A 6,902-nucleotide genomic window follows, 5' to 3' on the forward strand; every position below is an offset into this window, starting at 1 on the left:
TCAAATTGCTACGGTATGCTTTAGTCATTTGCTCACAAGGTGCTGGTTTCTACAAATCTCAGCATAAGCTTTGTGAGCTTTCTTACAACATTACCCTACTTTTAAAACATCCTCTTAGAATCGAGAAGTAGAATTTGCTAAAAATTCATTACGTTTCTCTACCTCTACTCCGTTTCAACTGAGCCGGAAAGGAAGCGGAAAAACTGGAAGCATAACTTTGCCGAATTAAATTGGAAGCATAAGCTTGCCATTGCGGCAAAGTTATCGTTCCACTCACAGCCAGCTTTTGAGTAGGTAACTTTTAAGAATGGAGCTAAGCGGATTCGAACCGCTGACCCCCTCAATGCCATTGAGGTNCGCTACCAACTGCGCTATAACCCCTTACAATCCATTATACATATTCGCTTAAATATTAGTACTTTGTCAAGCTTTTTATGAAAACTAAATTTTAAATATTTACTTTAGCACTCAATACTCACTACGACACTTGCAGCAAATAGGTCATACAGTGCCCCATCAAAAAGTAAACTACTAACATGGCAGCAGCTGCTAGAGCAACTAAGGTACCAGCCAACATGAGAGAAAATTCTTTACTCTCATAGGCTCTTTCCATCAAGTGCAGCGACCATGCCACCAAAGCTACATCAAAAAGTAAAATAGGAAGCAACATATATCTTAATATTTGTTAATACTTGTAAAATAATATTAACACCCTTTTAGGGAAGTGTGCCTAACCTAAGATGGATGTCATTAACTACTAAATGGTTGATCAGGATAATGTTCTGACTGGCACATTGCGATCGCGCAAATAATTTTTAATTTCTGCTACGCTTAATTGTCCGTAATGTAACAGAGATGCAAGTAATGCTGCTTCAGCTTTGCCTTCGGTTAGGGCAGTATAGATGTGTTCACAATTACCTGCACCACCAGAAGCAATAACCGGAATCTCTACAGCATTAGCAATTGCCCTTGTTATCTCAATGTCATACCCGGCTTGGGTTCCATCAGCATCCATACTTGTTACTAGCAGTTCTCCGGCCCCCCGTTTTTCAACTTCTTGTGCCCAAAGTAGGGCATCTAAGCCTGTATTTTCCCTGCCACCCCGCACATACACATCCCAACCTCGATTCTCCGGGTTATTTCTGCGTCTGGCGTCAATAGCAACAACTATGCACTGATTACCAAAGCGATCGCTCGCCCGATTAATCAAGTCTGGATCACGCACTGCCGCAGAATTAATACTAACCTTATCTGCGCCGACTCGTAACAAAGCTTTAACATTTTCTAAGGATTGAATGCCACCACCCACAGTCAATGGAATAAAGACCTGTTCAGCAGTTCGGTAGACCACATCTAAAATTGTAGCTCGGTCTTCATGAGTAGCTGTAATATCCAGAAATACTAACTCATCAGCACCAGCTTCGTTGTAAACCTTGGCCAGCTCTACCGGATCGCCTGCATCTTGGAGATTAACAAAGTTAACTCCTTTTACAACCCGTCCCGCCTTTACATCTAAGCACGGTAAGATTCTTTTAGATAACATAATAACTTTTGTATTTCTGGGTAATTGACCGAATTTAAATTTTAAATTGGCGCGGGTATTCTCAAACTAAAATTTTCACGGGCATTGGGCATTGGTTCTTCTTTCTCTCCCTGCGTCTCTTGCCCCCTGCCCTCAAGTCCCCAGTCCGCAGTCCCCTTAAAAGTAGATAGCTGAATTATGGCGATAATCTCCTCGAAAAAACAGCCTCCAGAACCCAACGGAGAACCAACCCAGCGTCGAGAGTCGGCGAAAGCACCATCCACAGAAAATATTTTGAAGCCCGAAGCTGCCATTGATGAACAAGAACAGCAGGAAGAAGGTATTCGACCGCACCGATTTGCTGATTACATTGGGCAAAAAGATTTAAAGGATGTGCTAGATATTGCCATCAAAGCGGCCAAGTCTCGAGGTGAGGTACTGGATCACTTGTTGCTGTATGGGCCGCCAGGATTGGGAAAAACCACAATGGCAATGATTTTAGCATCAGAAATGGGGGTAAATTACAAAATTACCAGTGCGCCAGCCCTAGAACGTCCACGGGATATTGTCGGGCTACTGGTGAACATGAAACCAGGAGATATTTTATTTGTTGATGAAATTCATCGCCTCTCGCGGATGACAGAGGAAATTCTCTACCCAGCGATGGAAGATTATCGTTTAGATATTACTATCGGTAAGGGTTCCAGCGCTCGGATTAGAAGTTTGCCGCTTTCAAAGTTTACCCTCGTAGGAGCTACAACTCGTGTAGGTGCTTTAACTTCACCACTGCGCGATCGCTTCGGTTTAATTCAAAAACTGCGATTTTACGAAGTTGACGAGCTGACTCAAATTGTACTGCGAACCGCTCAATTACTCAAAACCCCTGTTACAGAAGGTGGTGCCACAGAAATTGCCCGTCGTTCACGCGGAACACCACGGATTGGTAATAGATTACTTAAACGTGTACGTGATTATGCGGAAGTAAAAGCATCTGGTGAAATTAATGAAAGCATTGCATCTGAAGCATTGCAACTATTCCAAGTAGATCCTTGCGGTTTAGATTGGACAGATCGCCAAATGTTAAGTGTAATAATTGAACAATTTAACGGTGGGCCAGTGGGGTTAGAAACAATGGCAGCAGCGACAGGTGAAGATACCCAAACAATTGAAGAGGTGTACGAACCTTACCTCATGCAGATTGGGTATTTAACTCGGACTCATCGCGGAAGAATGGCAACTAAGGCAGCGTATAAGCATTTGGGATTCACGCCGCCTAATGAACAATTGTCATTATTGTAATTATGGGGAATAGGGAATAGGGGATGAGTCTTTGATACTTGTGAATGAGTCTTTGAACTCCATTCCCCACTCTCTACTCCCCATCTTCAAGATAAACAGGGAAACCTAGATGATTAAGTTGATTGGTATTTTTCTCAGTCTGTTACTTATATTTGGCTGGGGTACTCCAGTCATGGCACAATCTCAGCAGCCTATTACTCAAGAACAGTTAAGACAAGGGGATGAGTGGGCAACTCAAGCGTTTACAGCAACGAATCAAGGTGATTTTGCGACGGCTGAAACTTACTGGACAAAGATTATTGAGCAATTTCCCACTAATGCCGGGGCGTGGAGTAACCGGGGAAATTCGCGGGTGAGTCAGAATAAGTTGCAAGAGGCGATCGCAGATTATAACAAAGCCATAAAACTAGCACCAAATGTTACCGATCCATATTTGAATCGGGGCGCGGCGTTGGAAGGGATGGGAAAATGGGACGATGCGATCGCAGATTATAATCATGTCTTAGAACTCGATCCTAACGATGCGATGGCATATAACAATCGAGGAAATGCCAAAACAGGTTTAGGAAAATGGGAAGATGCGATCGTAGACTACAAAAAATCTAACGAGATAGCCCCAAATTTTGCCTTCGCCCGTGCTAACTACGCCCTCGCTCTTTATGAAATAGGTCAAAAAGAGCAAGCAATCCGCGAAATGCGAAATATTGCCCGTAAATACTCCAAATTTGCTGATGTGCGTGCCGCCCTCACAGCTGCATATTGGGTAAATGGAGAACAAGGTGAAGCCGAAAGCAACTGGGTAGCAGCTTATGGACTTGATAGCCGCTACAAAGATATCAACTGGGTAAAAAATATCCGGCGTTGGCCTCCCAGCCTAGTTACAGCTTTGGATAAGTTCTTGAAAATCCAGTAAGCACTTTTAACTCAACAAGAGTTACTTTTCTTTGCCTATCTAGCTGTTTTCTGGTATACATCATTGTAGTTAACCAGAATTATGAACTATGACTCATTTTGGACTGATTTGTCCAGCATCAATTGGTCATCTCAACACTATGCTTCCCTTGGGAAAAGAACTGCAAAATCGGGGTCATCAAGTTACTCTATTTGCCTTTTCCGATGCTCAACCAAAGACATTAGCCGCAGGACTAGAATTTAGAGCGATTGGCGAATCTCAGTTTCCTTCTGGGGTAACGTCAGAATCCTTGGCTAAGTTGGGGAAGTTGAGTGGACTTGCTGCATTGAAATATACCGTCAATCTGCTCAAAGAAGGGGCAGATGTTATGCTCAGGGATGCACCACCAGCAATTAAACAAGCTGGTGTGGAGGCACTTTTAGTAGATCAAGTTATGCCAGAGGGGGGAAGTGTTGCAGAATTTTTAGGGCTTCCCTTTATTACAGTTTGCAGTGCTGTAGTACTTAATCGAGAAGAGAGTGTTCCCCCATTTATCACAAACTGGGGTTATAACCGAGCTTGGTGGGCACAACTGCGTAACAGAGTGGGTTATAAGTTGTTAGATCGCATCGGCAAACCAATTAGAGAGGTAATAGCTGACTATCGCCGAGAGTGGAAGTTACCCCCACACTTCAGTGCCAATGAAAACTATTCCCAACTAGCTCAAATTAGTCAACAGCCTGCCCAATTGGAATTTCCCAGGCAAAATTTACCTCAGTGCTTCCATTTTACAGGCCCTTATCATAGTCCAACTGGTCGGGAAGTTCCTGATTTTCCTTATGAGAAGTTAACTGAACAACCCTTAATTTACGCTTCAATGGGGACTGTTCAAAATCGCTTATTAGGAGTTTTCAAATCTATTGCCGAAGCTTGTAATGATTTGGATGCCCAACTAGTGATTTCGTTAGGTGGTTCTGCAACTCCAGAGGCTTTGGGAAGTTTGGCGGGAAATCCGCTAGTTGTTGGTTATGCACCCCAATTGGAATTGCTGCAAAAAGCGAATCTCACCATTACCCACGCGGGTATGAATACTACTTTGGAGTCCTTAAATAATGGGGTACCAATGGTTGCCATTCCCGTTGCTAACGATCAACCAGGAGTAGCAGCGCGTGTAGCTTGGGCTGGTGCTGGTGAGGCTATACCCCTGAGTCGTGTGAATGTTCCTAAACTGCGAACTGCTATCCAAAAGGTGTTGACGGAAGATTCTTATAAACAGAATGCAGTTAGGTTACAAGAGGCAATTCGGAAAGCAGGGGGTGTAAGTCGAGCCATTGATATTGTGGAACAGGTTGTTGCTACAGGAAAGCCTGTGTTAGCAGAAACATAGTGTAGACATCTGTAAATATCATAAATTGCATTGTACGACATTGGAGGTTAGGTGAAGCTAAAGCAATATGGTATTACAATTTGGTTTACTGGTCTAAGTGGTGCCGGAAAGACTAGTATTAATCGAGTTGTAGAAACAAAGTTGTGATCGCTTGGATATCAAGTCGAAGTCCTTGATGGTGACATAGTACGCCAAAATCTATGTAATTGTTTGGGCTTTAGTAAGGCAGACCGTGATGAAAACATCCGTCGCATTGGTTTTGTGGCTCATCTTCTGACTAGGAATAATGTGATTGTTCTCGTTTCAGCTATCTCACCCTACCGCGAAGTTCGTGAAGAGGTAAGGCAACGCATTGGGAATTTTGTGGAAGTTTACGTCAATTCACCGTTGGAGATTTGTGAGGAACGGGATGTAAAAGGTCTGTACAAAAAAGCGCGTAATGGAGATATTAAGCATTTTACCGGGATTGATGACCCTTATGAGCCACCACTGAACCCAGAAGTAGAATGCAGAACAGACAAAGAAACTGTTGAAGAAAGCGCAAGTAAGGTTTTGGAAAAATTGGCAGATTTCGGCTATCTTTATTCGCTTGCTGCACAGTGAAGCATCACCAAAAAGGTTTTATTTAAAATAAAGTGTAATATGGCAGAGTTAAAAAACGATAAACCACAAGCTATTAGCATTAACCAAATTCATGATGAGCCATACTTAAATTTACTAGAAAAAATCGATTTTTGCCCTATTTTTATTATGGCAGATCATCGCTCTGGCACGACTTTATTGTACCAAACATTGGTGGCCACGGAGTGTTTTAATTTTATCAAAAGTTATCACATTGTTAAATATGATGAGCTTCTTTCTAACTATGTAAATTGCACTGAGAAACAAGCACGCCAAGAGATAGAGGATATATTTAAATCTCTAGGTATGAAGGATCGCGTTATTGACAATGTAGCAGTGACTCCAGATTTACCAGAAGAGTATGGATTTATTCTCAAGAATGCTGGATGCGATTCTTACTTGAATCCTAATAATCTATTCAAATTTACAGAGTTGTGCAGGAAGATTCAATTTATATCAGAACAAGATAGACCACTGTTGCTGAAAAATCCGTGGTGCTTTCCACACTTTATGTATGTCAAAACCGCTTTTCCAGAAGCTAAGTTCATCTTTATTCACCGACATCCAATTCATGTCATTAATTCCAAATTAAAAGCTGCACGTTCAATATTGTCAGCTAGAAATGAGTACACAGCGCTAATTGCCCAACAGTATAAACAAATATTCGATAACCCTGTACAACGCTTTTTTTACCAGTTATTGTATTCATCGTACTTCGACCTGGGATTGCACCGAGTCACTAAAGAAGCTGTACAATCGACAACCTACTTTTTAGACAATATTAACGCCTTACCAAAGACAGATTATGTCTCGCTCACTTATGAAGAACTATGCCATGCACCTGAGGCAACCATAATCAAAATTTTGGGGTTTCTTGGATTAAAGGCGAGAGTAACATTACCTTATGACAGCTTGATTCAAGCGCGTCAACTTAAATTATTACCAGAAGTGGAACGAAAGTATGAGCAAATTCGCCAGAAGTTGCAACCTTATTTTGCTTACCACGGTTACGATACTTAAAATTGTGTTTTGGGTCATAACAACTTCAAAACAATTATATTTTATTCCTGACGGGGTGACAAAGAAGCTACAAAGCAGACTGGATAAGAGACATAGCACGTAGCCCTTGTTGAAAATGGGGGAGTTTGCTGGGCTTTAAGCGCATCAAATCATGAGCTAAA

At 42.0% G+C, this 6,902-nt stretch carries 6 protein-coding genes, 1 tRNA gene and 1 pseudogene; 5 read left to right on the forward strand and 3 right to left on the reverse strand.

Annotated elements, in window-relative coordinates:
- Positions 1–308: 308 nt before the first annotated feature.
- The 3 genes from H6G97_RS42045 to hisF all read right to left on the reverse strand — a co-directional run bounded on the left by H6G97_RS42045 (position 309) and on the right by hisF (position 1,543).
- A tRNA-Ala gene (locus H6G97_RS42045) sits at positions 309–381 on the reverse strand.
- A gap of 97 nt (positions 382–478) precedes the next feature.
- Complete coding sequence (locus tag H6G97_RS42050; RefSeq protein WP_069071057.1) at positions 479–670, reverse strand: hypothetical protein; 192 nt, start codon at positions 668–670, stop codon at positions 479–481.
- Between the two features lie 99 nt (positions 671–769).
- Positions 770–1,543, reverse strand: a complete 774-nt coding sequence (gene hisF, locus H6G97_RS42055; RefSeq protein WP_190946494.1) for an imidazole glycerol phosphate synthase subunit HisF — start codon at positions 1,541–1,543, stop codon at positions 770–772.
- Positions 1,544–1,720: 177 nt separating this feature from the next.
- Between hisF and ruvB the strand changes: the two genes are divergently transcribed.
- From ruvB to H6G97_RS42080, 5 genes and pseudogenes are all read left to right on the forward strand, one after another.
- On the forward strand, positions 1,721–2,821 hold the full coding sequence (gene ruvB / locus H6G97_RS42060; protein ID WP_190946495.1) for a Holliday junction branch migration DNA helicase RuvB: 1,101 nt from the start codon (positions 1,721–1,723) through the stop codon (positions 2,819–2,821).
- A 109-nt stretch (positions 2,822–2,930) separates the two neighbouring features.
- Positions 2,931–3,734, forward strand: a complete 804-nt coding sequence (locus tag H6G97_RS42065; protein WP_190946496.1) for a tetratricopeptide repeat protein — start codon at positions 2,931–2,933, stop codon at positions 3,732–3,734.
- 88 nt (positions 3,735–3,822) lie between these two features.
- Positions 3,823–5,100: a glycosyltransferase gene (locus tag H6G97_RS42070; RefSeq protein WP_190946497.1), complete on the forward strand. Its 1,278-nt coding sequence runs from the start codon at positions 3,823–3,825 to the stop codon at positions 5,098–5,100.
- Between the two features lie 51 nt (positions 5,101–5,151).
- Positions 5,152–5,703 (forward strand): annotated as a pseudogene (gene cysC / locus H6G97_RS42075) (adenylyl-sulfate kinase).
- 39 nt (positions 5,704–5,742) lie between these two features.
- The gene (locus tag H6G97_RS42080; RefSeq protein WP_190946498.1) at positions 5,743–6,741 is read left to right on the forward strand and encodes a sulfotransferase family protein; all 999 of its coding nucleotides are present in this window, start codon (positions 5,743–5,745) and stop codon (positions 6,739–6,741) included.
- Positions 6,742–6,902 lie beyond the last annotated feature (161 nt).

It is taken from the genome of Nostoc flagelliforme FACHB-838 (genome assembly GCF_014698065.1).
GTDB classification, from domain to species: Bacteria; Cyanobacteriota; Cyanobacteriia; order Cyanobacteriales; family Nostocaceae; genus Nostoc; species Nostoc flagelliforme_B.

What these genes read in the sequence shown, in the direction of transcription:
- H6G97_RS42050 (WP_069071057.1), bottom strand. Translation starts at nt 670, where the DNA reads ATGTTGCTTCCTATTTTACTTTTTGATGTAGCTTTGGTGGCATGGTCG.
- H6G97_RS42070 (WP_190946497.1), top strand. Translation starts at nt 3,823, where the DNA reads ATGACTCATTTTGGACTGATTTGTCCAGCATCAATTGGTCATCTCAAC.
- H6G97_RS42065 (WP_190946496.1), top strand. Translation starts at nt 2,931, where the DNA reads ATGATTAAGTTGATTGGTATTTTTCTCAGTCTGTTACTTATATTTGGC.
- H6G97_RS42080 (WP_190946498.1), top strand. Translation starts at nt 5,743, where the DNA reads ATGGCAGAGTTAAAAAACGATAAACCACAAGCTATTAGCATTAACCAA.
- hisF (WP_190946494.1), bottom strand. Translation starts at nt 1,543, where the DNA reads ATGTTATCTAAAAGAATCTTACCGTGCTTAGATGTAAAGGCGGGACGG.
- ruvB (WP_190946495.1), top strand. Translation starts at nt 1,721, where the DNA reads ATGGCGATAATCTCCTCGAAAAAACAGCCTCCAGAACCCAACGGAGAA.